The organism is Granulibacter bethesdensis, from assembly GCF_001889525.1.
Lineage (GTDB): Bacteria > Pseudomonadota > Alphaproteobacteria > Acetobacterales > Acetobacteraceae > Granulibacter > Granulibacter bethesdensis_C.
In genome coordinates this window covers 1,873,366-1,899,915 of the sequence record NZ_CP018192.1, presented here as the reverse complement: position 1 = coordinate 1,899,915, position 26,550 = coordinate 1,873,366, and the positions used below count along the sequence as shown (strand labels likewise).

The following is a 26,550-nucleotide window of genomic DNA, read 5'->3' as shown; positions in this document are numbered from 1 at the left end:
TTGTAGGGGTTAGGTGCTCTGGTGCGGTGATAAGCTGCTTCAAGCGACGATACGGTCAATCAGACCAATCATCATGGTGTGGTGAAGGTCATAACCGCTAACGGCAGCAGCTTTATACGCTCAGCTTTACCAATGATAGCGTAGCGGTTTGTATGTTCCTTGCCAAGCAGGATACGACAGAATCTAATTTATTAGGTTTATTTTACCATTTTAGAAAATTTATTGAATAATATAAATAAGTATATAAAGTAAAAAACTTTAATTTCAAATACAAAGCTTGATTATTTTCTTATCTTATTATAATTCGCAAAACATAATGTTTGAGAAGCGAAATGATGTATAAAATTAGATTAATTGCCATATTAGCCTCATGGGGAATGCTTTTGCCATTATCCCTTCTGGCTCAATCTAATCAGATGAAATCTTCATCTGATTCTGCAGGTCCGGCATCGCCTGCTGTGTCCCCTCCTTCTTCTGCCCAACCCCGTGTGGTAGCCCAGATTTTTGGAGACTGGATCTATCGTTGTCAGCACCCAGCGGATACAGCAAACAAAAATCAGCATCCTGTTTGCGAGATTGCTCAGCAGATGTTGCTCAAGCAGGGAGAAAAGCTGGTTCCCATCATGACATTTGCCTTAATGGCAGAAGTGCCAGGAAAGCCTTATACTGCGACCGTGGTTGCGCCATTGGGTGTACAGTTGAAATCTGCCCTGACTTTGTCAGTTGATGGAGGACATACAACTGCCCTTGATTATCAGTTCTGTGATAGCCGGGGTTGTTTTGCACGATCCATGATGTCTCCATCGTTTTTGTCGCAGTTGAAGCATGGCAAGCAGGGGCATATCCACATTGTCATGAGCAATGGACGTGGTGTGACGCTGAATTTTGTGATGAATGGGGTGGCAGAAGCACTGGCAGCCTTTGAGAGTGGGAAAGCGCCGGTGCCGGTTGCTGCTGATTCATCTGCAAATACTGCCGCAGCATCTTCTGCGCAGGTCACCAAGCCATAAGACTTCAAATTCCTGTTTTTCTTGAACTGTGCTTTAAAAGGGTTGCTGTATCATGGCGCCTTGCTACCAGAGGCTGGCCGCATTTGTGGCGATAAGCTTCTTGCCAGTGTACTCAACCAAGACACAGGCGCAAATTTTTCAGAATGGATCTTCTCACCTCATCAGCAATGCGCTCGACCAGCAGCAGAGAGGGAGAGCGCAGGATCGTGAGCGGGAGTTGCAGCGTATCGCACCACCAGATGGGGACGTAGAATTGCGCGCTCCATCGGTTCCAGTTCCATCTGGGGGAAATTGCATACAAGTCAGCCGGATTGAAATAAAAGGGGCTGATCATCTTCCACCATGGCAGCAGCAGGCGCTGGCTGCCCCTTTTACACAAAAATGTCTCTCTTTGGTTAAGCTTGATAAGCTGATCAATGCGTTTAACAAAGCTTACATTGATTCCGGCTTTGTAACGTCTAGAGCTTATTTACCACAGCAGGATTTATCATCCGGGACTGTCAGGATCGTAGCGGTAGAAGGCCGTGTCAACAGCTTTATTTTTAAAGGACAAAAATCTTTATGGCATGAAAAGGGGGCGTTTCAGGGTCTTTCTGGAAACATCCTTAATTTAAGAGATCTGGAGCAGGGTCTGGAGCAGATGAACCGTCTGCCCAGCTGGGATGCACGGATGCATATCGAGCCTGGTAAAAAAATTGGTACCAGCATTGTGGTGATAGAAACCCCTCATAATGGCTGGCTGCATGGTGCTACATGGGTCGATAATTATGGACAGCAGTGGACTGGCCGAAACACTGGTCATCTGTTGTTACGTGCTGATGATCCTTTTGGTATGCTTGATATCTGGTCTGTAGAATATGATCATTCCGTATTTCCACTTCAGCATTCGCGTAACAGTAGTTACGCAGCGTTTGATGTCGCAATTCCCTATGGATACTGGACAGCTTTTCTTGATTGGCGTTACGCCAGCTATACCTATCCTTTGATAGCGCATAGCGACACTTTCAAGCTGGCTGGTGATACACTTACCTGGAAGGCAGGCTTGAGCCGTGTATTGACACGGGGACAAATCAGCAAAACGACCCTGGAATTTTCCTATGAGCTTAAGCAGGTCAAGTCCAGTATAAATGATGTTCAGTTATTTACTGCCAGTGAAGACTTGGCTGCCCTCTCAGCCAGACTCAGTTACAGCCAGCGGATGTGGGGTGGGCAATATTTTCTGACAATAGGTTTGCAGGGAGGTCTTCCAGGTCTGGGGACATCTCTGGAAATTAAAAATCCAACGGATACCGATCCACATGCTGTCTATATCAGGCCAAGCATTGATATCGACATTTACCAGCCGCTTCCGTTGCGTGCACGCCTGCACAGTTTTATACATGCAGATTATGCAAACGCGCATCTATATTCTCAACAGGCTTTACAAATTGGTGGCATTTATACAGTCAGAGGCTTCGTCAATGTCAGCCTGATCGGTGATCATGGTTCTTATATACGTAACGATATTACATGGAACCTGCCGCGTACAGGTTTAAAAAACGTTGATATACTAAGCGGAAAAATAGAAGCCTATATAGGCCTTGATGCAGGTTGGGCAGAGTCAGACGCTGCATTGTCACAGACGAACCAGTCGCTTGTCCGTGGGGGAGTGGCTGGGGCGGCATTCGGCTTTCGAAGTCTGAGTGGTCCAGTATTTTGGGATATTTCGGCACAGCATGCGCTTGCAGAAGGGCCTCTCGGTCATGATGGATGGGTCTGTGCGTTTCAGGCTGGAGTAAAATTCTGATGAATAACCGACACATCAGAAAAACAGGCGATAAAATGAATTTTTCTATTTTTGTGCCGTTGTCAATTTTGACAGAATTTCCTTCACATGCAGCCGGGATTGGCCGGCGTTTTATCGCATTCTGTCTTAGTATTGTGCTTGTACTTGAACCGGTTATGGCGGATGCTCAGCGTATCGTGGTTGATGCGGGTGCTGGTGGCGCGTTGCCGACACTGGATACAACTGCCAATGGTGTTGCGCAGTTGAATGTCGCAACGCCTAATGCAGCAGGATTGTCTCATAACCATTTCACTGAGTTTGGTGTGGCACCTTCAGGTTTGATCCTGAACAATGCAACAACAGCCACGTCAACCCAGTTGGGAGGGGTTGTATACGGTAATTCGAATTTGCAAGGCCGTTCTGCAAAGATTATTTTAAATGAAGTCACAGGGAATGCCGCTTCCCAACTGAATGGATTTACCGAAGTCGCCGGTGCTTCAGCTGCTGTGGTACTGGCAAATCCTAATGGTATTACCTGCTCAGGCTGCGGTTTTATAAATACACCCCGTGTGACACTTTCTACAGGCACTCCTTCTCTTGGAGCAGACGGATCTCTGAAAGATCTATCGGTAAGAGAAGGGACAATAGCTTTTGTCGGTAAAGGTGGTAATTTTACAGAGGTCCCAGTTCTTGATATCGTCAGCAGGCGTGTAACGGTCAACGGTCCTGTCCACGGGCAGGCTATTTTGCTGACTGCTGGTCAAGTCAACTATGCCTATCCTTCAGGAACGGCAACAGCAGCCTCGGATGGTTCTCTTGCGCCGCAATTTGCAATTGATACAGCGGCGATGGGAGGAATGTATGCCAATCGGATTCTGATGACTGTTACAGAGGCAGGAGCAGGGGTTCGAATTGACGGCAAAATGGCTGCCAATGCAAGCGATCTGATCCTGACGGCAAACGGTCAGCTTGTTTTAAAAGGATCTTTGTCCGCAGCGGGTAATATTGCAATCTCTACACAAGGTATTGATGCATCGCCTGCCGCCAGCATCCAATCAGGTGGTAATGTTCAACTGAACCAGAATGGGTTGTTGAATAATGCAGGTCTTATCGCTTCAACGAAAGAGTCTGTTTCAATCGAGGCGAATTCTTTTAATAACAACGGTACAGTGCAGTCATATAAAAAGGCGAATTTTCAGGTTGCACAGAAAGCCAGTAATGTTTCTGGTGGAAAAATAATTACAAATGCCGGTGATCTGGTTTTCTCGGTTGGTAGTCTCAGTAATGCAGGAACAATTGTATCTGGTTCAGGATCATTGCAGGTCCAGTCAAAAGGAGATGTATCCAACACCGGTGGAGTTCTGGCAGCTGATACGGGATTGACAGGTCATATTAACGGAGTGCTCGACAATACAGGTGGTCAGCTTGCCTCTACATCTGGTGCAGTGATGCTGGATGGAGGTTCAAACAATCTTCCCCTAACGGCAGTCGTTAATACAAATGGCCTCATTCAGGCACGGAATGGGGATATCAGGTTGGAGACGCAATCCTATGCTGATGCAGGCAAAGGTATAGCGACCGCGTCAGGATGGATGGCGCTGCTTTCAACAGATGCGGTGTCAATTCAGGGACAGGTTATTGGCGGCTCCGGTTTAGTATTGAGCGCAGGTGGTCCGTTGCTCAATGCCGGTATGTTGGGTGCACAGGCCGGCTCTGTGACCATCAAGTCCGGCGATATAATGAACACAGGCAAGATTGATGCTGCCTCTGATAAGCTGGCCATGGCAGCTAGTTCGCTTGGTAATGCTGGTAAGATCAGTGCAGCCGGCACCACTATTGTGGACGTAAAAGGTGCTCTGAATAATAGCGGGTATATTGAATCTGGATCTGATTTACATATTGCTGCCAATGCATTGGCCAGTAATGGATCGATTATTAGTAATAACGGTTTTTTAAATATAAAATCTTCTTCTTCATCTAGTAATGCTGGCGGGATGTTGCGAGGACAAGCCGGTGTTTCGCTGATGAGCAGCGAAACGTTCGATAACACAAATGGACAGATTGTGGCAGTATCCGACAGACTGCTCTTGAATGTGGCTGGTCTGTTGAATAATAGCAACGGTATCATTAAGGCGGATGCAGGCGCTATTTCTCTTACCGCGTTGTCTCTGGCAAATAGTGGCCAGATTGAATCGTCTGATGGCCAAACATTGATGCTGTCCGGCCTTCTGAACAATGAGTCACCTGGTCTGATCAGGTCACAGAAGGAAGCTTTGTCTGTATCAGCTGGCTCTGTGAACAATGCAGGGCAAGTAACTGCTCCGAACTCTTTATTGACGCTGTATACGTCTGGCACCTTCAATAATGCAGGCGGAGGTCTGAATGGTCAGACTGGTGTGACCCTGAAAAGTGGAGGTGATTTCAATAATACAGGCGGCAAGCTTGAGGCGAAGTCTGGAGACGTCAGCGTTCATGCTTCTTCCTATACAGATGGTGGGAGTGGTCTGATCACTGGGTCTGGCCAGGTATCGCTGGATACGGTCGCTGGATTTTCCGTTGGAGTAAAGAGTGAGATAACCGGTGATACAGGTCTGCAGCTGACGGTTGGCGGCGCGCTAAGTAATAATGGTGTGATCGGTTCTCATAGTGGATCGGTAAAGATTATTGCCGGGGCAAGCGTTAACAACGGCCAAATTGCTTCTGCTGCAGGCACTATTTCTCTTACAGCGTTGTCTTTGGTAAATAGTGGTCAGGTTGAATCATCTGATGGCCAAACATTGATGCTGTCCGGCCTCCTGAACAATGAATCATCTGGTCTGATCAGGTCACAGAAGGAAGCTTTGTCTGTATCAGCTGGCTCTGTGAACAATGCGGGACAAGTAATTGCTCCAAACTCTTTATTAACGCTGTATACGTCTGGCACCTTCAATAATGCAGGCGGAGGTCTGAATGGTCAGACTGGTGTGACCCTGAACAGTGGAGGTGATTTCAATAATACAGGCGGCAAGCTTGAGGCGAAGTCTGGAGATGTTAGCGTTCATGCTTCTTCCTATACAGATGTTGGGGGTGGTCTGGTCAGTGGATCTGGCCAGGTATCGCTGGATGCGGTCGCTGGGTTTTCTGTTGGAGCAAAGGGTGAGATAACCGGTGGTACAGGTTTGCAGCTGACGGCTGGCGGCGCGCTGAGTAATAATGGCATGATCGGAGCACGTTCTGGCAATGTATCTTTTTCTATTGGTAAAACTGTTACCAATACAGGTTCAGTCATAGCCGAAACGGGATTATTAGGACTGACCGCAGATGAATTGAGGAACAGTGGAAAATTATATGGTGAACAGGGCGATATATTCCAGATCGCCGGTGTGCTTGATAATACGAATGGTCTTGTCATTGCAGAGCACGGGAATATTTTAATCGGCGGAATGGATTCCGGAAGTGCAACAGCACAGATTATTAATAATGGTGTTGGCATAGTCGAAGGTGTTCCGACAGGGGGCGTCATTGCTGCAAAGCGGGGAAAGCTAACCCTTAATACCGGTACATTTGTTGGAAATGGGGCGTTGTTTTCAGCGCAGGACATGGCGCTGTTTGTCAGTGGAGATATTACCAATGCTGGCCAGATTGCAGCGGGACCTCTGACGCTGCGGGCCGGTGGTATATTGAAAAATGAGGACACTATTGAGGCTGCCAGTGGCGATTTGATCCTTTCATCAGCGTCTCTGATCAATCATGGAACGATAGGAACACAATCAGGAAAGCTTAACCTGAAATCAGGGGCAATCATGAGTACAGGTGTCATGATTGCTGTCTCCAATGATGTGTCGTTGAATGCGCAGTCCTTGCTCAATAGTGGTCAGATCGCTGCTGGTAAAGCAGCCGATATAAGTGTGACTGATAAAATCGAAAATGGTGGCTCTGGTCAGATTGCAGCATTGGGAGGAAACCTTCAGTTTACTTCAGCATCACTTTCAAATACAGCAACAGGAAACAGTACAGGGCTGCTGAGTACGGGTCTCATCATCGGGAAAATTGCTGGAAATATTAGCAATACCGGAATGATTTATGGAGACTCTGGAGTAAGCTTGGCTATTGATGGTACTCTAGATATCAGCAATGGTTCTATTATTGCGCAGGCCGGCAATGTACTATTGAAGGGCCTGACAGGTTCGGTCGCGCCTGCCATACTCAACAATGGGGGACAAATACAAGCCTCTGACGGTGATATCAGGATTGCGGCTGCCTCGTATAGTGATAATGCGAGTAGTATCATCAGTGCCAAGCAGACATTGGATTTCTCAGTGTCCGGGCTGTTTTCTGTGCATGGCAATGTCAGTGGTGGGACCTTTGCCCTCGCTGCCGGGGATATCATCAATAGCGGCATGGTGGGGGCTTTGCAGGGTCCGGTTACCATCTGGGCAGGTAATATAACGAACGATGGATTGGTGCAGGCGGCAGCGGGTGATATCACTTTGCAGGCCACAGCCTTGGCGAATAAAGGACAGATTGTAGCAAGTGGTCAGCAAGTACTGACCGTGTCTAATATGCTTAGTAATACTGGGAGTGGATTGATTTCTGCTAAAGGTGGAAATCTTACTATATCTGCCAGGACATTTAATAATACAGCTGGCATAGTGAAGGAAACGCCAACTGGTTTGGCAGCTCTTGGTATAGTGTCTTCCATGGTGAAAGGTGATGCTACCAACTCAGGTCTGTTTTATGGACAGAGTGGGGTATTGTTTGGGGCAGGAGGAACTCTTCACAATGATGGAGGGATTATGGCCTCAGACAAAGGCGATATTACCTTGCGTGGGCTCGCAGATAATACAGCCTTGGCAGCCATAACGAATAATGGGGGTAGTATACAGGCGAATGCTGGCGCTGTTTCTATCATAACAGGCAGTTATTCTGCGGATTCTGCTGGTCAAATCAGCGCTGGGACAGCATTGAGTATGAATGCTGATGGTCCCGTTGTTACAGCTGGTCCGTTGGCTGGTGGTTCGAATGGTTTGACTCTGAATACATCAGGCCAGTTGACCATTATGACGGGCGCTACGATTGGGGCCGCATCCGGACTGGTAAGTTTGATAGCCAGGGATCTGGATAATCAAGGCAGTCTTGTTGCAAAGAATGGCAGCTTGAATCTGGTGACGGCAGGCATTTTAAACAATAACAGTTCTATAACAGCGAGCGGAATTGTTAATCTGGATATTGGCGGTCTATTTTTAAATAATGCTTCCGGAACAATCGGCTCAGTCAGTGATACAGTCACGGTGCATGCGGGAGTTTTTAATAACTCAGGCGCCCTGTCATCGGATACAGGACTGTTCATAACTGATTCAGGAAATTTAACCAATACAGGAACCATTCTGGGTAAGACCGGATTGGTCATGAATGTTGCGGGAACTGTCGAAAACAAGGGAATACTTGGTGCTACGACAGGTGATATTTGGTTGGCCGGCATTGGAAATGCTGCAATGGGAGCTCTCGTCAACTCCGCAGGCAGTATCCAGGCGAATGCCGGTACTATCAATATTAATACAGGCTCGTATTATGACGAAGGCTTGGGCCAGGTAAGGAGTAGCCAGTCGGTTACTCTGCTCACTGAAAAATCTGTCTCTATCGGTGTAGATGGTGCACTTGTCGGCGGTCAGAATTTGCTGATCACAGCAGGCGACAGTGTGGTAAATGGTGGATTGATCGGGGCGAAAGATGGCGTCGTCAGCGTGACGGCAAAGGGATCTGTCATCAATAACAAAAAGATTCAAAGCGAAGGGAGGTCACAAATGATGCTGGAAGCAGCATCATTGAACAATAATGGATCCATTATTTCTTCTTCAGGTGGTTCTGTACAAATTTCTGGCCAGCTGAATAATGCTAAAGAGGCAAATCTGGTTGCGGTGCAGAGTGATCTCATTATCAGCGCGGGATCACTTGTTAATAATGGTTCTATTGGAGCAGGGGGTGTACTCAATGGAACCCTTTCTGGAGATCTGTCTAATTCCGGGATGATGGTTGGTAAAACCGGTGCTACAGTGCAGACTGATGGTACATTGAGCAATGCAGGAGGAAGTATTATTGCTCTTTCTGGCTCTTTTACAATCAAGGGTTTGCTGAATTCTTCAATTGGACTTCTTGATAATACAAATGGCAGTATTCAGGCAGGTGATGGTGATCTGACAATCAGTGCCGTTGCTCAATCAGGGTTGGGAAAGATCAGTGCTGCAAATAATCTGTTCTTGAATTTAAAAGGGAATTTGAATGCAGAAGATTTTGCAGGTGTTGCATCTGGCAAGGATATATCTCTTGATGTCGATGGCACGCTGAGCATCTCTGCCGGCCAAAGCATTGGTGCCAATGGGAAACTTTCTATATCTGCGAATTCCTTGATCAATGCAGGTGGTCTGTTTGGCACAACAGATATGAATCTGTTGATTAAAGATGATATTTCCAATACTGGATTGATATATGGTTCTGCAGGATTAAATATTGGCCTAAATGGTACCCTGTATAATAATCAGGGTGCACTTATTGCAGAAAATGGTAATCTGACGATTGGTGGCAGGAGCACTGGAAGCTCTGCAAGCGCCTTGTTGAATCACTCTGGACTTATTCAGGCAGCTTCTTCAAATGGTAATATTACTATTGATGCTCAGAGTATTACAAATGACGTGGTTGGCGGTGTAACACAGACATCGGGGGTTATTTTTCAAAAGCTTTACGCAGTCAATCAAAATCCACCAGCCGTAGATCTTGGTAATTTCAAATCATCATCTGATATCAGTCAATATTGGACAAACGTTAAACACGTCTACGTGCCAAATCCGATTGGGGCTGGTGGTGTCTGGTTTGCGCTTTATGATCAAAGTGCACAATCCGGTATACTGGTTGAAGGAACTGGTGCGAGCTACGCACGGAATGCTGCAGCGGCTTTGATCAGTGCAGGTGGAAACCTTACAATTAATTCCAGCAACGGTATCAAAAATGATGCCAGTCATCTTTCGGCGGGTGGAAACATCAACCTGACCGGAGGCAGTCTGAATAATATTGGCTATCAGGGAAGTGTTAAATATACGACGACTTGTACGGGCAATGACAGCTGTCGTTCGGCCTTACCGCTTGTTGATCCTTTGCCCTCGAATATTCCGATGCCTGGGTGGGTTATTGGTGCAGGTCATCCCATTGTAGCGGCAGACTGGTTTAATGCGGCAGGACAGAGCGTCACGGGTTCCATTATTGCTGGTGGGAATATCAGCGGTAATTTCACAGGGACAATTACCAACGAGACAAAAATTGCTCAGGCTATGCCATCGCAGATGCTGGGATTTGGCGGCTCAATACCATTGCCATCGACGGCAGCAGCACCGGCTGGCTCTAATGGTGCCGGGAGCTTCATCTCTAATGGCAATGGAGGACTGGGGTCTATGGCGACTTTGCCGGGCGGTCTGTCCTCCACCACGGGAGGCCTGCCGAGCGGAACAGTTTCTTATACGGTGCCTGGTGCCTCGAATTCGTTGACGCCTACACAGGGAGGGGGCGGTGTTTCTACTGGTAATCTGTCCATGCAGGGGACAGGATCTGTCGGAGGTACAGCTTCTCACTTGCCGGGCATAAATCAGGGAGCAGGGAGTTGGGGAAGTAATGGCAATGCAGTCGTCATCAAGCAAGGTGCGTCGTCTTCGAATACAACGCCCCAATTCCAGCCTATCTCTACGACAAATTCCGCCTCCTCTTCTTCTGCCACCCAGTCTTCGTTCAGCAGTGTTGACGGCCCGAGCACGGCGCAGATCATTGCCTCTGTGGCGGGGGGTAACGCTTTGTTTGTCCCCAATCCTTCTCCACAGGCACAATATCTGATTGAAACCAATCCGAACTATTCGACATTCAAGGGTTTCTACGGTTCCCAGTATCTGCTTGACCGCTTGGGCGTAAATTCACAGACAACGCCTCCTTTTCTGGGGGATGCGTATTTTGACACGCGTTATATTGCCCAGCAGGTATCGGACGCCACAGGCCGTGCGACGCTGAGTGCGGCATATACTACGCAGCAGGCACAAATGGTTGCACTGCTGAACAATGCGGCCAGCCAGTCTCATTCACTTGGATTGCAATTCGGTGTTGATTTGACACCGGAGCAGGTCGCGGCACTAGATGATGATATTGTCTGGTATGTTCCGCGGACTGTGAATGGAAAAACAGTTCTGGTTCCCCAACTTTATCTTGCTTCCGCCAGCCGGGATAAGGTGCTTACTGATGGTGCGGTGCTGGCCGGTAAAGATGTTACACTGAAAGCGGCAGGGCTTTATAACTCCGGCACGGTCTCCGCATCGAACAATCTTTTAATTTCTGTAACGGGCGACATTATTAATAATGGCGGAACGCTGAAAGCGGGGAATGACATTCTGCTTCAGGCGGGTGGCACGATCCTCAGCACCAGCACGACACAAAGCTGGCAGACGATGGGTGGCTCTATTGAGTCCCTGAACCGTGTTGCCTCCATTGTTTCCGGTGGCAATCTGACGATGAAAGCCGGGCAGGATATTGTTTCGGCAGGAAGTATGTTTGGGGCCGGTGGTTCTCTTGAACTTTCAGCGGTTCGCAATGTTGCTTTGGGAAGCCTGGCATTGTCGACCAAGGATGACTCTTCCTTTGGTGGCGTCAACCGTCAATTTAATCTGACTGAAAATCTCGGCACTACTCTCAGCGCAGGTAAAAACTCGATCATTTTGGCCAAAAATTCTCTGAGCCTGACAGGTGTCAAGCTGTCATCTGGCGGAGATGTGACCCTGATTGGAGGTCAATCGCTTTCTCTCGGCGCCTCGACGAATACGTTGTCGAGCACGATCTCCGGCAGCAAAAGCGGTTTTGGTAACAGCAGCGGTTTCAGTGGTCTGCATGCTGCAACATTGCAGATCGGCTCCTCGATCAATGCGGGCGGCAATATGACTCTTGCTGCCGGTGATGGCGGGATTACGCTGAACGGCAGCAGTGCTAAGGCAGGCGGCGCACTGGATGCAATCACGACGGGCAGCATCACGCTGAACGCGGTGACGAGCAGCGAGACGCGAGAGGCATCGAGCAGCCATACGGGCCTGATCGATGGCCGTTCGCAAACGGTCGGCTCGTATGACGAGCATGTTCAGGGCAGCACGCTTTCGGGCGACAACGGTCTTTCTCTTCTGGCTGTTGGCTCGATCACCGGGACAGGGGCGAACCTTCTGAGCGATCATGGGCCTGTCAGCCTTCAGACAAAGAACGGCGATATCTCTCTGCTCTCCGCAACGGAGCATCATGACAGCTTTGCCTCGTATAGTGAGAGCGGGGTTTCGTTTGGTAGTTCGGGGATGGATTATCACCACAACACAGTGTCGACACAGACGGAGGCGGTTCTGTCTGTTGGCAGCACGGTGTCCGGCGATACGGTTTCGATCCAGTCCGGGAAAAATCTGACGATTGTCGGTTCGGGCGTTGTTGGCACGGGGGATGTCACGCTTGGTGCCGTGGGCGATATCTCGATCCGGAGCGCAGAGCAGACGCTGAGCATCACGGATAATCAGAACGGGAAGAAAGCCGGTGTTTTCAGCATGGGGAACAGCATGCTGCCTGTTGGCGTCGGCGTTGGCCTTCAGCAGAACAGCAACACGACGACGATAAAGCAGGTGACGAATGTCGCGAGCACGGTCGGCTCCCTGTCCGGTGATCTGACGGTTCATTCTGGTGGCGCGGTGATGTTGCAGGATGCGCATCTTTCATCCGGCGGTGACATGGCGATCATCGGCAAGAGTGTCACGTTTGATGTGTCGCATGACACAACGACGCAGACACAAACACAGAAGTCCAATTTCTCCGGTTTGACGGCATCGTTGAGCGGGGTGGTCGGGAACGCCTACACCGCTGCGGCGGTTGCTGCGTCGGACCGTCCGTCCGATCCGCGTCTACAGGCTCTGGAAGCCGGGCAGGCCGGGTATGCCAGCTATGAGGCGTATAAGGCGGTTGATGCGGCCACGTCTTCGGGCGGTAACGGTCAGCTGTTGCAGGTCGATGTCGTGGTCGGCGGCTCAGGCAGTAAAGCCAATGATCGTTATTTCAGCAGCACGGCACAGGGAAGTGTTGCGTTTGCAGGTGGCAATCTGTCTGTGGTGTCGACCGATGGCGACATCACGGCACGTGGGGCGACCCTGAAGGCGGGCGGGAACGCGGCGTTTGTCTCGACCGGAAACATCATTTTTCAGTCAGGGGAGAACAGCACGCAATACAGCAACGACAATGTCTCTAAATCCGCTGCTGTCGGTGTGTATGCGGGGATCGGCACGCAAAGCACGGGCTATGGTGTTGAGGGCAGCGCGAGCTGGTCTCAGGGCGGGACTGTTGCCAGCAGCACGACGCCTGTGAACACGGTGGTGGCGGCGGGGAACACGCTTGTTCTGGTCAGCGGAAAAGACACGCGTCTGGAAGGGGCTGATGCTTCTGCGAACAAAATCGTTGCAAGCATCGGCGGGGACCTGATCCTGAAAAGCATGCAGGCCACCGCGAGCGGCAGCAGCAGCCAGGCCGGCGGCTCGGTGAATGTCCAGATCGGGATAACGGGCACCAGCGGCGGCTCTGCTTCTGTGGCGGCTTCGAATATCAACAATGGCTACGCTTCTGTTGTTTCCCAGACGGGGCTTTTTGCTGGGAAGGGTGGCCTGAACGTAACCGTTGGCGGCAATACATCGCTGACCGGTGCGGTGATCTCCAGCCTTGCGCCTGCGAATGATAACACTCTGAACACCGGCACACTGACGGTGAGCAATCTGGATAATCACCGGGATAACTCTGCCGTCTCGATGACTGCCAGCGCGTCAAGCAGCGGCACGGGCAGCGGCGGCGGTGTCGCCCAAACCAGCGATAGCGCGCACAGCACAACCCTGTCCGCGATCACCAGCAATGTCGGTGTGACGGTGCGTGACGGCTCTGTTCCATCGAATTTGCTGCGTCCGGATCAGCTGACGGCGAACACATCACTCGGCACAGTCACGGGCGGTATCGCGGGGAATGGCGGCACGGCGCTGCAAACCACGAACGGGTTGCAGAACAAGTTCGATCCGCAGCAGACGCGCAATGATCTCGCTTTCAATCAGGGAGTAGCAACGCTTTTTGGTCAGGTCGCTAATGAGGTCGCCGGGGCACAGATACGCAATGTGGGGTGGAAGGAAGACAGTGCGGAAGCCTTGGCGCTGCATGCTGTGATCGGTGCCGCGCAGGGTGCCATCGCAGGAAGCGGCAGTGCAGGAAGTATTCTGGCTGGTGGTCTTGGCGCAGAGGCTGGAACGTATTCCTCGGCGCAATTACAGCAATATTTGTGGGATGACTATCTGCATGGTGGCTCGATCCGGCCCGATAGCCCGGCTGGCCATGTCGTCATCCTCATGGCGAGTGCGGCTATTGGGTCTGGTATAGGGGCATTAACCGGCGTAGGCATGGGCGGTGCAGGGATCGGTGCGATTTTGGGTGGTTCCGCAGCAGCCAGCTCTACACTCTACAATATGGAGGAGCCTCTTGATGAAGAGGTCAGTCGCCCTGTCGGTCCGAATGGTGAGCCTCTGACGGAGGAGGAAATCCTCGAGACGCGTAACTTCAACGTTGCTGCGAGAGAACTTGCGGAGATTGATCCGAAGAACCCTGCTTTGCAAATGCTGATCCCTCGGAACTATGTGCCGACCCGTGAAGATGTAGTGCGGATGCAGCAGGCGCTGGCAGAGGCAAGGAACATTAAGGCCCTCAATACAACAGCAGATGGTTTGCTGGAGCTGATCAAGAATGCTTCTGTTGGTACAGAAAATCTTTCTGTAGCCGATCAGGCTACTTTGGATGCCAGAAAAGCATTGTTGGAAACACTCTCTAATCGGAGTGGTGGTTTATCCAATTTATTCAGACTGAATGGTGATTTTGCCGGTACCCCTATTGGTGATCCTGGCAGTCCACGTGAAATGCCTGCCAGTGCTAACCCTGATCAAACCGCTGAGCAGTTTGCGTTCAATGCATTCAACGGTAGAGTGCCGACAAGTTTTAAATTAATCGTGGGTAAGCCTGGCGCATGGGTTGCGAAATTCAGTGATGGTAGTGCTATAACCTTTCGTCGAGCTGGCCAAGCAGGTCAGGATACACTGCCGACAACAGCAACTGTTGAGATCAATGATCCTGTGGTAAAGGAATTAAATTCAGATAGGATTCTAAAGTTAAAATTTCCTCGTGAGTAGAATGATGTGTGATCAAAAAATTCTCCAAGCTTACCAAGATGATATTTATATGTTGAGCATTACGGAGATGGCTATTTATAGTATTCTTCCTGGAATAGAATTGTATGATCAGATTACAGGTGAATCGACATGGAAAGATAGAGTGATTGGTTTTGTCGAAGCCTCTTGTAAAACTGGCATAGCAGAAATTGATACTAGCATAAAAATATCTACATGGGGGATTCTGGAAAATCTAAAAAATACTGATCCTAATGGTGATGATGGGATCCAAGCCTGGTATGGCTATCAATTATACTCTACTGCATATGGTAAAGAATTAATAAAGGGTTTTAATATAGGGGGGCTAAAGAGGCCCCTTTCCCCATCATTTGTGGAGTGGGCAAAGTTGTATATGCTCAAATAAAGAAATAAAATGATGCTGCCTGGGCATGTGGAGTGAGACTAAATACAGGCGGCATATTGCTCCGCTCTCGACCGGGACTACCCTATTATAGTCTGCGCAAAATACACGCGGTTCAGTAGCGAGAACGTCACGAAATCCGCTGCCTTACGGCTTTACCCACCTCGGCATGATGGTCAGCGGCGAGGTTGCGAAATCTTATCGCGACAAAGCCGATCGTGATGTTCAGGCGGCCTCTGAGAAGCTTGAGAATGATCGCCGGAATGGCGCTGATTCCAGCACGCTTGCGGCGGATGAGTCTGATCTGAAGAACAAGCAGGCTACGGCTGATTTCTGGTCCGGCTACGGCTCCGGCCTGATGCATATGGTGGTGGCAGGCACGGGTGCCGCGCTGGGCGGCGGGAACGTCGCGGGGGCGATGGCGGGCAGTGCTGCGGGTGATGCGGCCTCTGGCGCTCTCTCCGGCTTTACCGGTCAGGTAACGGCTGATCTCCCTGCCTGGCTGCGTCCGATCGCGACGAACATCGTGACATCAACCGTGAGCGGTGTCGCCGGTGGGATTGCCGGCAGCGCGGTTGGCGGCAGCGGTGGCACGCTCAGTGGTGCCGGTGCGGCGATGAGCGCGGATGAGTTCAACCGGCAACTGCATCCGGTTGAACTGGACCGGATCAGGCAGCTTGCGAACGGTGACCCTAAGCGGGAGGCGGCTCTGACGGCTGCGGCCTGTGCTTTGGTGAAATGCTACGCGGAGTATGCTGAGGGCAGTCAGGAATACATATTCTGGAAGAGCATTGCGGATATTGGTGCCTCTTCCGGTTATGCGGATCTGCGCAATCAGTTGAGTTCGCAGACTGCATTTTTTCAGGGAGGGAGTACCCCTGGCCACAGTCCTTCTGCAGAACAGGCACTTTTTGGTTATTCCGCGTCTGATGCTGCAATTGACGCGTTGAGTGCGTTTGATTCCGGTCACGGTCGTGTTCTCACGAAAGGGATGGCTACCTTGCAGGTCGCCGGTGGATATACGGCTTCTGTGACGGGTCGTGCGCTGACGATCAGCGGTATCACCAGCTGCGCGGCAAGCTTTGGCAGTGGCTGTATGGTTGCTGCCGGTGGCATTGTTCTGAGTGGTTGGGCTGCTGATCAGGTAGCGGCTGGCCTGATGACGATCAGTGGTCATCCGACGGGGACCTTCGGCGCACAGGCTCTGGTTTCTGTCTTTGGGATGTCTCCGGGGGCCGCGGAGCTTCTGTATGGCATGGCCGGAGGAGCCGCGGCCTCTGCTGCCGGCTCAGCACGGCAGATACCCGGAACCGTGATCGTGAAAGACGGCGAGATGAACGTCGTCGGGCAGCCGGGTGTGCAGGTGAAGGGGTATGGAGGACAGACTGAAAATATTATTGCTTCTTATAATCCGCTAAATAAAGGTCCACTACCGGATGAGATTGCGGCAACATTTCGTAGTGGTACATATCGAGAAGTTGTAAATAATAAACCAATAACTTTATATAGAATTATTGGTGACAATGGTAATCCTGCAGGTCCATATTGGACAAAGGTTGAACCTAAAGGTCCATTGCAATCAGTTATTGATAGTGCATTAGACCAAAATTGGGGTAACACAGCAACCAAAGTAGTAGAAATGCAAGTTCCTGCCGGGACACATTTTTTTGAGGGGGTTGCTGCCCATCAGCGTGGACTAGTAGGAGGGGGTAATCAAATATATTTTGATAAAACTCTTACACCCTTTGATCCGAGGTGGATTAAATAATGACGAGCTGCAATTGGGAAGAAATTGCTTCCTTTGAATCTCTTTCGGAATATCGTCGTTTTGTGCAATGGATTCAAAACCAAGTAAATAATGGGTTATGTGAAGAAATATATAAAAAAAATCTTCATGAGAGTGAATGGAATGATAGATGGTTTGTCTGTAAAGATTCGGGAAAGATTTGGAAATTATCCTGTCCTGATCCTGGATATTTTTCAGGATCTTGGTTGCCAATAAATGATGAAATGTAATAAAAATATAAAATTTGCAATTTTTTGAGTTTATGGGCAGGGGTATTTTAGAGAAGAAGCGCCAAAAGCTGGATTCTGGTCACAGAGATCTAGCTTTTTGGTTATTCCACGTCTGATGCTGCAATTGACGCGTTGAGTGCGTTTGATTCCGGTCACGGTCGTGTTCTCACGCAAGGGATGGCTACCTTGCAGGTCGCCGGTGGATATACGGCTGCGGTAACGGGTCGTGCGCTGACGATCAGCGGTATCACCAGCTGCGCGGCAAGCTTTGGCAGTGGCTGTATGGTTGCTGCCGGTGGCATTGTTCTGAGTGGTTGAGCTGCTGATCAGGTAGCAGCGGGCCTGATGACGATCAGTGGTCATCCGACGGGGACTTTCGGCGCACAGGCTCTGGTTTCTGTCTTTGGGATGTCTCCGGGGGCCGCGGAGCTTCTGTATGGCATGGCGGGGGGAGCCGCAGCCTCTGCTGCCGGGTCAGCACGGCAGATACCCGGAACCGTGATCGTGAAAGACGGCGAGATGACCGTCGTCGGGCAGCCGGGTGTTCAGGTGAAGGGGTATGGAACGACCCCAAAAGAAAATAATGTATCGTTATCTAATGTTCCAGATTCGAATGAGTATGTAGATATACTTTCTCCAGATACTCGTCAGCACATTCTTTACGGTGATGACTTTAGCCGGGGTGGTCATTATCCTCCTGGCAATCCAGGCAAGACGCTATTCCCAGAATCTATGACTCCTGATTAGGTGATTCATGATATTGGCGATATTGCTACGTCGCCAAGCACGAAATGGTATGTTCAATCTGGAAGCGGTGGGTATTATACTGCTTCTGGCAAGCCTGCGCGATGGGCTGCATGGGAAACCCGTGATGGTATTCAAATACGTGTTATTTTTGAGCCGGCCACTGGAAGAGTAGTAACTGCATATCCTGATTTTGCTGGCCCGTCTCAAGGAGCAAAGAGGGTTAAATAATGACCATGGAAATTATACAAAGAATATATGATTTGGGAGAAAAATTAAGAGGTCGCCTTGAGCAGTGGAAGATTGATTCTGCTCTTGAATATATTGAACATAATGAATCGCTTCTTGCATTTGAAATGCTTTGTGATCATATCGGTGATGATGGTGTATTAATTTCTTCTGATGAATTTAGAGAAATAATAAATATAGGATCTTCTCCTGGAATGAAATTAAGTGAATTAGATAAAAAAATGCTTAAATCTCTTGTGATTGATTCAAAATGACCTGACTGTCCGGTGATCTGACGGTTCATTCTGGTGGCGCGGTGATGTTGCAGGATGCGCATCTTTCATCCGGCGGTGACATGGCGATCATCGGCAAGAGTGTCACGTTTGATGTGTCGCATGACACAACGACGCAGACACAAACACAGAAGTCCAATTTCTCCGGTTTGACGGCATCGTTGAGCGGGGTGGTCGGGAACGCCTACACCGCTGCGGCGGTTGCTGCGTCGGACCGTCCGTCCGATCCGCGTCTACAGGCTCTGGAAGCCGGGCAGGCCGGGTATGCCAGCTATGAGGCGTATAAGGCGGTTGATGCGGCCACGTCTTCGGGCGGTAACGGTCAGCTGTTGCAGGTCGATGTCGTGGTCGGCGGCTCAGGCAGTAAAGCCAATGATCGTTATTTCAGCAGCACGGCACAGGGAAGTGTTGCGTTTGCAGGTGGCAATCTGTCTGTGGTGTCGACCGATGGCGACATCACGGCACGTGGGGCGACCCTGAAGGCGGGCGGGAACGCGGCGTTTGTCTCGACCGGAAACATCATTTTTCAGTCAGGGGAGAACAGCACGCAATACAGCAACGACAATGTCTCTAAATCCGCTGCTGTCGGTGTGTATGCGGGGATCGGCACGCAAAGCACGGGCTATGGTGTTGAGGGCAGCGCGAGCTGGTCTCAGGGCGGGACTGTTGCCAGCAGCACGACGCCTGTGAACACGGTGGTGGCGGCGGGGAACACGCTTGTTCTGGTCAGCGGAAAAGACACGCGTCTGGAAGGGGCTGATGCTTCTGCGAACAAAATCGTTGCAAGCATCGGCGGGGACCTGATCCTGAAAAGCATGCAGGCCACCGCGAGCGGCAGCAGCAGCCAGGCCGGCGGCTCGGTGAATGTCCAGATCGGGATAACGGGCACCAGCGGCGGCTCTGCTTCTGTGGCGGCTTCGAATATCAACAATGGCTACGCTTCTGTTGTTTCCCAGACGGGGCTTTTTGCTGGGAAGGGTGGCCTGAACGTAACCGTTGGCGGCAATACATCGCTGACCGGTGCGGTGATCTCCAGCCTTGCGCCTGCGAATGATAACACTCTGAACACCGGCACACTGACGGTGAGCAATCTGGATAATCACCGGGATAACTCTGCCGTCTCGATGACTGCCAGCGCGTCAAGCAGCGGCACGGGCAGCGGCGGCGGTGTCGCCCAAACCAGCGATAGCGCACACAGCACAACCCTGTCCGCGATCACCAGCAATGTCGGTGTGACGGTGCGTGACGGCTCTGTTCCATCGAATTTGCTGCGTCCGGATCAGCTGACGGCGAACACATCACTCGGCACAGTCACGGGCGGTATCGCGGGGAATGGCGGCACGGCGCTGCAAACCACGAACGGGTTGCAGAACAAGTTCGATCCGCAGCAGACGCGCAATGATCTCGCTTTCAATCAGGGAGCAGCAAGCCTTTTTGGTCAGGTCGCTAATGAGGTCGTAGGCAATCTTATTACTTCACGCGGCTGGAGTGAGAGTGATCCCCGCTCCCTTTTGCTTCATGGTATGATTGGTGCTCTACAGGGTTATATAGCAGGCAATACAGGTTTGAGTGCCCTGAGTGGCGGATTAGGGGCGGCTGGTGGAACAGCACTGACTCAATGGATGGGTAACTATCTGATTGAGCATGGGGTACAACCTGACAGTGCTGAAGGCCGTATTTTATTGCAACTCGCCAGTGCAGCCGTTGGTGCTGGAATAGGCGGCCTTACGAATGGTCAATTTGGCGCGCTGATTGGAGCTTCTGCTGCACAGAGTGCGACATTATTCAACTATCTGACGCATTCGCAGGCGGTGGAGAAGATCAAGGCTGAAAAAGCGCTTGCAGCTTGCGAAAGCAGTGGTAGCTGCAGTCAGGAAGATATAAACAATTACAAAGATACGATCAAAAATCTTCAGGATATTGATAATCAGACAAATCTTGCCCTTGTGCAGGCCTGTCTGACGGGTGGGTCTCTTTCTTGTTTAGCACAAAGCCAAAGGTTAAGTAATGCAGCTGCAACATGGAGAGCGGCAGATATCGCAGGCGTAGATATCAATAGCCCTGATATTCTTGCTTTAAAGCAGGAATATCAAACGCTCCGGGCGGTAGATATTCTGACTCAAAAAATTATAAATTCCCGTGATGCCGTATATCTTGGCTCTATTCTCAAAGGGTTTGATGTGGGTGCCGCTGGTGGCGCCGTTGCGGCCCTATCCGGAATTGCAGCTTACGAAGGCATTGAAGCAGCGGCCACAATCCGCGCTTTGTGTGGCACAAGCGTAGCCTGTTATACGAATTACTTTGGCATTCTTGTTCATGATATTCTTGCTACCACACCTGAATTGGGTGGTTCTCCTACAGCTGCCACCTTACTGGCTGGAGCGATAGGGGCCGCTAAAACTTCGTTGGTAGCTACTCGCGCCGGGAGTGCCCTTCCTGAAATTTATACCAGCGCAGAGCCAATGGAGTCAGTGTTTCCACAGTTGCTTGGTGTCAATCCACATTATACTGTGGAAGGAAGGAACAATAATTGTGTTTCCTGCGCAAATGCGGTTTATAGTCGACTGACTGGAGAAAATTCATCAGCAGTTGCAGATAATCTTGGGCTGGGAACAAGTAGTCATCTTGATGCTGCATATTTTAGTGCTCCTGGTAGTGTAAGCGAAGTTACTGACTATATGAAGGGATTGGAATCTGGTGAAAGCCGTTTGATTATTGTTAAACAGAAAGGAGAGGTAGATCATGCAATTGTTGCAACGAATCTGAATGGAAAAGTATATTTTATTGATGGACAAAGTGGTTTAATAGTTAATATTAATCCTAAATTTATGCTAAAGGTTGGCTACCTAAATTTTGAAAGTGAAAAAGTTCCTTGGGAAAAATAAAATGAAAAAGAGAAATTACGATGATTCTAAAATTAAAGCAGAGGAAATGCTTCGTTCTGAAATGCAATTTACTAAAATAGAAGAAAATATTAGTATAATTGATGATGATTGCATTAAAGGAAATGGTTTTTGGATATTTTTTATAAATAAAAATATTAATATTCATGAACATGATTGGTTTGCAAGGCAATTTTGTGCTTGTGTAATAGGAGAGTATGGGGGCGTAAGATATATGAGAGATTTAAGAAATAACCCGACTGAATTGCAAAAAGCTTTGGATGGATTAGCTATTTCATATGGCGTTGATAAACGTGAATGATTTTAAAAATAAAATTTTTGACTCAAAATTAACTTTAAAAATCAAGTGGTGTTTCTTTTCGTGGGTCTTGGATGGATTATCATCGCAACATGGTGTTAACGCAGACGGAGGCGTTTCTGTTTGTTGGTGGTACTGTGTCTAGTGAAATGGTTTCGATCTGATCAAGTAAAAATCTAGATATTATTGGCTCTTCTGCTGTTGACAGAAGAAGTGTTTTGCTTGGCGCAGCGGCTGGAACGTATTCCTCGGCGCAATTACAGCACTATTTGTGGCAGGATTATCTGCAAGGTGGTGCGATCCGTCCTGATAGCCCGGCTGGCCATGTCGTCATCCTCATGGCGAGTGCGGCTATTGGCTCTGGGATAGGGGCATTGACCGGCGTAGGGATGGGCAGTGCAGGGATCGGTGCGATCCTGGGTGGTTCCGCAGCAGCCAGCTCTACACTTTACAATCAGGAGGAACCTCTTGATGAAGAGGTCAATCGTCCTGTCGGTCCGCGTGGTGAGCCTCTGACGGACGAGGAAATCCTCGACACACATAACTTCAACGTTGCTGCCAGAGAACTTGCGAAGATTGATCCGGAGAACTCTGCGCTGAAAATGCTGATACCACAGAATTATGTGCCGACCCGTGAAGATGTGGTGCGGATGCAGCAGGCGCTGGCAGAGGCAAGGAACATTAAGTCCCTCAATACAACAGCGGATGGTTTGCAGGAGCTGATCAAGAATGCTCCCGTTGGTACGGAAAATCTTTCTGCTGCCGATCAGGCGACTTTGGATGCCAGAAAAGCATTGTTGGAAACACTCTCTAATCGGAGTGGTGGTTTATCGAATTTATTCAGACTGAATGGTGATTTTGTCGGTACACCTAAGGGTGATCCTGGCAGTCCACGTGAAATGCCCGCCAGTGCTAACCCTGATCAAACGGCTGAGCAGTTTGCGTTCAATGCATTCAATGGTAGAGTGCCGACAAGTTTTAAGCCAATCCCGGGTAAGCCGGGGGCATGGGTTGCGGGATTTAATGATGGTAGTGCTATAACCTATCGTCGAGCTGGGCAAGCAGGTCGGGATACACTGCCGACGACAGCTACTGTTGAGATCAATGATCCTGTAGTAAAATCATTGAATTCAAATAAGCTTCTAAAATTTAAATTTCCACGAGAGTAGAATGATGTGTGATCAAAAAATTCTTGAATCTTATCAAGATAGTATTTATCTCCTGAGTATTACGGAGATGAGTCCTGTAAGTCTTTTGACTGAAATAGAATTATATGATCGGATTACAGGTGAATCGACATGGAAAGATAGAGTGATTGGTTTTGTTGAAGCTGCTTGTAAAACTGGAATAGCAGATATTGATGTTGGAATAGAAATATCTATATGGCAGGCCATAGAGAATATAAAAAATACTGATCAACATAGTGATGGGATCGTATTTTGGAATGGCTATCAATTATGCTCTACTGCATATGGTAAAGAATTAATAAAGGGTTTTAATATAGGGGGGCTAAAGAGGCCTCTTTCCCCATCATTTGTGGAATGGGCAAAGCTGTATATGCTAAAATAAAATGATGCTGCCCGGGCGTGTAGAGTGAGACTAAATACAGGCGGCATCTGAGAAGCTTGAGAATGATCGCCGGAATGGCGCTTATTCCAGCACGCTCGCATCGGATGAGGCTGATCTGAAGCGTGCGCTGCAAGTTTCTGAATTCTGCGCAGGATACGACTGTTTTACCGGCGTATCTTTACAGGCCGGTATTCCGTTGTATGCGGATTACCCGGAGCAAATTGCCAGATGAGATCGTTGTTTGCAGAAACAGCGAGCAAAGAACTGCAGACAGTGCCATATCCATTTTTTTCAGGTAGGCAAATGCTGCTTTCGTAGGGGGCGTCCTGGTTGGCCATAATTGAGGGCCATGCGCCCCAGTCGGGCAGAGAGGGAGCAGCAATTGTCTGGAAAATCGGCAGGAAGCGTACTGCGCGGGGGCTGGGAGTGTAATGCGGATCATGAGCGGTGAACATGTTGATTCCCGCTTTGAGAGTGATAACCTCCGGTTTCCCGGGCAAACTTTTGCCCACCAGGCAGAAAGCGTTGTTCCGGTCGGCAATCACCAGATGAAAGCCGCGCCAAGCGCTTGCATCCAGTTCTTCGAGTGCCTGCACGGCTTCTTTTGCACTGCCATGGCGCAGAGCGAGAAGTGGGAGGTCTCCCCGGCTTCGTTTACCGGCAACCGGGCCGAGCGTGCCGGTGCGATTGAGCACGGCGGCCACCACGCCCTGATCGTTGATAGCCATCCATGTACCACCAGCCACGTTATCCAGACCACCCGTGACCGCCATATCCGGCCAATGCCGGGCAGGAGGCAGCCAGGGACGCGCCAGTCGTTCATCCCGGTTGGCGGCGATCAACAACGGCCAGTCCGTGCCGGGACGGTGGAGAAGGACCAACGTACACATGCCCGGTCTCCTTTAGCCGCCCCTTCATACCGCCGGTTCAGCCGAACAGGCGTGCGAACACGGTATCAACATGCTTCAGATGCATCGATGGGTCCATGGCTGCGTCGATCTGCTCGGCGGTGATGCGACCTGCTACTTCAGGATCGGCCAGCAGATTGTCGCGGAAGCCTCGCGCATCCGGCAGGCCGAGCTTGGTCCATGTCGCCATCGCATTGCGCTGGACAATACGATATGCATCTTCGCGCAGGATACCGGCACGGGTGAGGGCCAATAGAACCTCGCCGCTGTGCACTACACCGCCAAGACTCTCCAGATTGCTGCTCATCTGATCGGGGTAGACGGTCAGCTTTGCCATCATGCCCGCGAGACGGGCCAGCGCGAAATCCAGTGTGACCGTCGCATCGGGGCCGATCGCGCGCTCCACCGATGAGTGGCTGATATCCCGCTCATGCCACAGCGCCACGTTTTCCAGCGCCGGAACCGCCGCGGCCCGCACCACGCGGGCGAGGCCGGTCAGGTTTTCGCTCAGCACCGGATTGCGCTTGTGCGGCATCGCGGAGGAGCCTTTCTGTCCGGCATGGAAGAATTCCTCAGCCTCCCGCACCTCACTGCGCTGAAGGTGGCGGACCTCGATCGCCAGCCGCTCGATCCCGCTGGCGATCACCGCCAGCGTGCAGAAGAACGCGGCATGGCGGTCACGGGGGATAACCTGGGTGGAGACCGGCTCCACGCTCAATCCCAGCTTCTCGGCTACATAGGCCTCAATACGGGGGTCGAGATGCGCGTAGGTGCCGACCGCGCCGCTGATTGCGCAGGTGGCGATTTCCGCGCGAGCCTGCTCCAGCCGCTTCCGGTTGCGGGCGAATTCGGCATAATGGCCGGCGAGTTTCAAGCCGAAGCTGGTCGGCTCCGCATGGATGCCATGGCTGCGGCCGATGGTGGGGGTATATTTGAACTCAATCGCCCGCGCTTTCAGTGCCGCCAGAACCTCGTCCAGATCAGCCAGCAGGATGTCGGCGGCCTGTGTCATCTGTACAGACAGGCAGGTGTCCAGAACGTCGCTGGAGGTCATGCCTTGATGCACGAAGCGGCTGTCGGGACCGATCCCTTCGGCCAGCCAGGTGAGGAAGGCGATCACGTCATGCCGGGTTTCGGCCTCGATCGCGTCGATCCGGTCCAGATCGGCCTGGGTGATGGTGGCGACCTTGGCGTTGCCGCGCTCGCGGATGGTGCGGGCAGCCTCTTCCGGGATCATACCGGTTTGTGCCATGGCCTCGGCGGCCAGTGCCTCGATCTCGAACCAGATGCGGTAACGGTTTTCCGGCGCCCAGATGGCGGCCATGATAGGGCGGGTATAGCGGGGAACCATGATCGGGATCTCGTCTTCCAAAGCGGGCGGAGAGGAAGGTAGAAACCCGCCTGCACCGTTTTGGCAACCCCCTGTCGTGTGGGTGGGGGAACAGGCCGGGCCTTTAACCCGGTAGAGGATGGAAAAGATAATGGACTCTCTCTTTCCGGACGGACTGGTTTTCAGCCCTGCGGTGATCAAATTTTTTCAGGTCGTGTTCATTGATGTGGCCCTGGCGGGTGATAATGCGCTGCTGGTAGGGCTGGCTGTGGCCGGACTGCCGGCCGAGCAGCGGCGTAAAGCGGTGTTCTGGGGCATTGCCATTGCAACCGGTATCCGCATTGCGGCTGGTTTGCTGGCGTTGCAACTTCTGGCAATCATCGGCTTGACGCTTGCTGGTGGCTTGTTGCTGCTCTGGGTCTGCTGGCGCATGTATAGGGAATTGCGCCGTCAGGAACCGCATCTCGAGGTATCCCCTCCGACCAAAACCATGCGACAGGCGATGACGCAGATTGTGCTCGCCGATCTTTCCATGAGCCTCGATAACGTTTTGGCCGTGGCTGGTGCGGCAGAGGGGCACCCTTATATCTTGATGGCGGGTTTGGTGCTGTCGGTGGTGCTGATGGGGCTGGTGGCCAATGCGCTGGCGAATCTGCTGTCCCGTTATCGCTGGATCGCGTGGGTCGGGCTGGCAGTGGTGATGTATGTCGCGCTGAAAATGATCTGGGATGGTGTGCAGGAATTCAGCGATACCGAGCCCGGCGTACCAGTCTGGGTACCGATGTGGCTGCGTCACGGCATCGGCCAGTTGCATCAGCTGGTGGCAGGATGAGGTAGATTTCTGGACAGT

At 50.7% G+C, this 26,550-nt stretch carries 17 protein-coding genes; 14 read left to right on the top strand and 3 right to left on the bottom strand.

Going from position 1 to position 26,550, the window contains the following annotated elements:
* The first annotated feature begins 332 nt into the window (after positions 1-332).
* Genes GbCGDNIH6_RS08435 through GbCGDNIH6_RS08420 form a run of 4 tightly spaced genes read left to right on the top strand, consistent with a single transcriptional unit; the run spans position 333 to position 15,414 of the window.
* Positions 333-1,010 (top strand): invasion associated locus B family protein, encoded by a 678-nt coding sequence (locus GbCGDNIH6_RS08435; RefSeq protein WP_081370054.1) that lies wholly within the window; start codon positions 333-335, stop codon positions 1,008-1,010.
* Positions 1,011-1,062: 52 nt separating this feature from the next.
* A complete protein-coding gene (locus GbCGDNIH6_RS08430) occupies positions 1,063-2,796 on the top strand; it encodes a ShlB/FhaC/HecB family hemolysin secretion/activation protein (RefSeq protein WP_081370053.1) in 1,734 nt (577 codons plus the stop codon).
* Positions 2,796-15,011 (top strand): hemagglutinin repeat-containing protein, encoded by a 12,216-nt coding sequence (locus GbCGDNIH6_RS08425; protein ID WP_072563565.1) that lies wholly within the window; start codon positions 2,796-2,798, stop codon positions 15,009-15,011. Before GbCGDNIH6_RS08430 ends, GbCGDNIH6_RS08425 begins: the two co-directional genes overlap by 1 nt.
* A 49-nt stretch (positions 15,012-15,060) precedes the next feature.
* Positions 15,061-15,414 carry a hypothetical protein gene (locus GbCGDNIH6_RS08420; RefSeq protein WP_157692393.1) on the top strand — a complete coding sequence of 118 codons (354 nt, stop codon included), beginning with the start codon at positions 15,061-15,063 and terminating at the stop codon, positions 15,412-15,414.
* A gap of 127 nt (positions 15,415-15,541) precedes the next feature.
* Here GbCGDNIH6_RS08420 and GbCGDNIH6_RS12480 read toward each other — a convergent pair whose 3' ends face one another.
* Entirely contained in the window at positions 15,542-15,775 is a 234-nt protein-coding gene (locus GbCGDNIH6_RS12480; protein ID WP_157692392.1) for a hypothetical protein, read from the bottom strand.
* Here GbCGDNIH6_RS12480 and GbCGDNIH6_RS08415 point away from each other — a divergent pair, their 5' ends adjacent.
* From GbCGDNIH6_RS08415 to GbCGDNIH6_RS12460, 9 genes are all read left to right on the top strand, one after another.
* Positions 15,776-17,179 (top strand): hypothetical protein, encoded by a 1,404-nt coding sequence (locus tag GbCGDNIH6_RS08415; protein ID WP_157692391.1) that lies wholly within the window; start codon positions 15,776-15,778, stop codon positions 17,177-17,179. It begins immediately after the preceding gene.
* The gene (locus GbCGDNIH6_RS12475; protein ID WP_157692390.1) at positions 17,179-17,427 is read left to right on the top strand and encodes a hypothetical protein; all 249 of its coding nucleotides are present in this window, start codon (positions 17,179-17,181) and stop codon (positions 17,425-17,427) included. Before GbCGDNIH6_RS08415 ends, GbCGDNIH6_RS12475 begins: the two co-directional genes overlap by 1 nt.
* Before the next feature lie 177 nt (positions 17,428-17,604).
* Positions 17,605-17,745 (top strand): hypothetical protein, encoded by a 141-nt coding sequence (locus GbCGDNIH6_RS12470; protein WP_157692389.1) that lies wholly within the window; start codon positions 17,605-17,607, stop codon positions 17,743-17,745.
* Positions 17,746-17,772: 27 nt separating this feature from the next.
* Positions 17,773-18,174 carry a hypothetical protein gene (locus GbCGDNIH6_RS08410; RefSeq protein ID WP_072563562.1) on the top strand — a complete coding sequence of 134 codons (402 nt, stop codon included), beginning with the start codon at positions 17,773-17,775 and terminating at the stop codon, positions 18,172-18,174.
* Positions 18,175-18,401: 227 nt separating this feature from the next.
* The gene (locus tag GbCGDNIH6_RS08400) at positions 18,402-18,674 is read left to right on the top strand and encodes a MafI family immunity protein (RefSeq protein WP_198355737.1); all 273 of its coding nucleotides are present in this window, start codon (positions 18,402-18,404) and stop codon (positions 18,672-18,674) included.
* Positions 18,675-18,718: 44 nt separating this feature from the next.
* Positions 18,719-21,577, top strand: coding sequence for a hemagglutinin repeat-containing protein (locus GbCGDNIH6_RS08395; RefSeq protein ID WP_072563560.1), 2,859 nt, complete (start codon positions 18,719-18,721; stop codon positions 21,575-21,577).
* Position 21,578: 1 nt separating this feature from the next.
* Entirely contained in the window at positions 21,579-21,896 is a 318-nt protein-coding gene (locus tag GbCGDNIH6_RS12465) for a hypothetical protein (protein ID WP_157692388.1), read from the top strand.
* 215 nt (positions 21,897-22,111) lie between these two features.
* Positions 22,112-23,062, top strand: coding sequence for a hypothetical protein (locus GbCGDNIH6_RS08390; RefSeq protein WP_157692387.1), 951 nt, complete (start codon positions 22,112-22,114; stop codon positions 23,060-23,062).
* Position 23,063: 1 nt separating this feature from the next.
* The gene (locus tag GbCGDNIH6_RS12460; RefSeq protein ID WP_198355736.1) at positions 23,064-23,462 is read left to right on the top strand and encodes a hypothetical protein; all 399 of its coding nucleotides are present in this window, start codon (positions 23,064-23,066) and stop codon (positions 23,460-23,462) included.
* Positions 23,463-23,626: 164 nt separating this feature from the next.
* Here the strand turns inward: GbCGDNIH6_RS12460 and GbCGDNIH6_RS08385 are convergent, their stop codons facing one another.
* A complete protein-coding gene (locus tag GbCGDNIH6_RS08385) occupies positions 23,627-24,352 on the bottom strand; it encodes an NRDE family protein (RefSeq protein ID WP_072563558.1) in 726 nt (241 codons plus the stop codon).
* 37 nt (positions 24,353-24,389) lie between these two features.
* The gene (gene purB, locus GbCGDNIH6_RS08380; protein ID WP_072564472.1) at positions 24,390-25,721 is read right to left on the bottom strand and encodes an adenylosuccinate lyase; all 1,332 of its coding nucleotides are present in this window, start codon (positions 25,719-25,721) and stop codon (positions 24,390-24,392) included.
* A gap of 130 nt (positions 25,722-25,851) precedes the next feature.
* On the opposite strand from purB, the gene GbCGDNIH6_RS08375 reads away from it, so the two are divergent.
* Entirely contained in the window at positions 25,852-26,532 is a 681-nt protein-coding gene (locus tag GbCGDNIH6_RS08375; protein ID WP_232449769.1) for a YjbE family putative metal transport protein, read from the top strand.
* Positions 26,533-26,550 lie beyond the last annotated feature (18 nt).

Bases quoted from the DNA above. Each gene is read 5' to 3' on its own strand.
- GbCGDNIH6_RS08435 (WP_081370054.1), top strand. From the start codon at position 333: ATGATGTATAAAATTAGATTAATTGCCATATTAGCCTCATGGGGAATG.
- GbCGDNIH6_RS08430 (WP_081370053.1), top strand. From the start codon at position 1,063: ATGGCGCCTTGCTACCAGAGGCTGGCCGCATTTGTGGCGATAAGCTTC.
- GbCGDNIH6_RS08425 (WP_072563565.1), top strand. From the start codon at position 2,796: ATGAATAACCGACACATCAGAAAAACAGGCGATAAAATGAATTTTTCT.
- GbCGDNIH6_RS08420 (WP_157692393.1), top strand. From the start codon at position 15,061: ATGTTGAGCATTACGGAGATGGCTATTTATAGTATTCTTCCTGGAATA.
- GbCGDNIH6_RS12480 (WP_157692392.1), bottom strand. From the start codon at position 15,775: ATGCATCAGGCCGGAGCCGTAGCCGGACCAGAAATCAGCCGTAGCCTG.
- GbCGDNIH6_RS08415 (WP_157692391.1), top strand. From the start codon at position 15,776: ATGGTGGTGGCAGGCACGGGTGCCGCGCTGGGCGGCGGGAACGTCGCG.
- GbCGDNIH6_RS12475 (WP_157692390.1), top strand. From the start codon at position 17,179: ATGACGAGCTGCAATTGGGAAGAAATTGCTTCCTTTGAATCTCTTTCG.
- GbCGDNIH6_RS12470 (WP_157692389.1), top strand. From the start codon at position 17,605: ATGGCTACCTTGCAGGTCGCCGGTGGATATACGGCTGCGGTAACGGGT.
- GbCGDNIH6_RS08410 (WP_072563562.1), top strand. From the start codon at position 17,773: ATGACGATCAGTGGTCATCCGACGGGGACTTTCGGCGCACAGGCTCTG.
- GbCGDNIH6_RS08400 (WP_198355737.1), top strand. From the start codon at position 18,402: ATGACCATGGAAATTATACAAAGAATATATGATTTGGGAGAAAAATTA.
- GbCGDNIH6_RS08395 (WP_072563560.1), top strand. From the start codon at position 18,719: ATGTTGCAGGATGCGCATCTTTCATCCGGCGGTGACATGGCGATCATC.
- GbCGDNIH6_RS12465 (WP_157692388.1), top strand. From the start codon at position 21,579: ATGAAAAAGAGAAATTACGATGATTCTAAAATTAAAGCAGAGGAAATG.
- GbCGDNIH6_RS12460 (WP_198355736.1), top strand. From the start codon at position 23,064: ATGATGTGTGATCAAAAAATTCTTGAATCTTATCAAGATAGTATTTAT.
- GbCGDNIH6_RS08385 (WP_072563558.1), bottom strand. From the start codon at position 24,352: ATGTGTACGTTGGTCCTTCTCCACCGTCCCGGCACGGACTGGCCGTTG.
- purB (WP_072564472.1), bottom strand. From the start codon at position 25,721: ATGGTTCCCCGCTATACCCGCCCTATCATGGCCGCCATCTGGGCGCCG.
- GbCGDNIH6_RS08375 (WP_232449769.1), top strand. From the start codon at position 25,852: ATGGACTCTCTCTTTCCGGACGGACTGGTTTTCAGCCCTGCGGTGATC.